The organism is Pseudomonas sp. F007, assembly GCF_057814275.1.
In genome coordinates, this window is the sequence record NZ_JBVATA010000037.1 from 1 (window position 1) to 309 (window position 309).

General features: G+C 64.1%; 1 protein-coding gene. It reads right to left on the reverse strand.

Annotated features, from left to right (window positions below; all coding sequences use genetic code 11):
* Positions 1-208 (reverse strand): hypothetical protein (locus tag ACZYR5_RS29615; RefSeq protein ID WP_489107628.1); only part of this gene is annotated, 208 nt, incomplete at its 3' end.
* Between the last annotated feature and the right edge of the window lie 101 nt (positions 209-309).

The following is a 309-nucleotide window of genomic DNA, read 5'->3' on the forward strand; positions in this document are numbered from 1 at the left end:
GGCCAAAGCTGACGCCGTTGATGCTGACACTGACCAGGGTGTAGTTGATGCCGCCGGCGAAGCTGTCGACGATCTGCGCGTCGAACGCCGCGAGGCCGCCGTGCTGGGTGAAGCTCAATTGCACCGTAGCGTTGCCGGTGGTGCCGGTGGGGTTGGGATCGAAGGCGACGATGCTCTTGTCGAGGCCGCTGAAGCTCGGCTGGACCATGGTTTCGAACAACTTGTCGCTGTTGGCACGTCAGGCGCCGTTGACGAACTCCCGCGCGGACACGCCGAGTTGGGCGCCGGCGACATTGCTCGCGATATTGC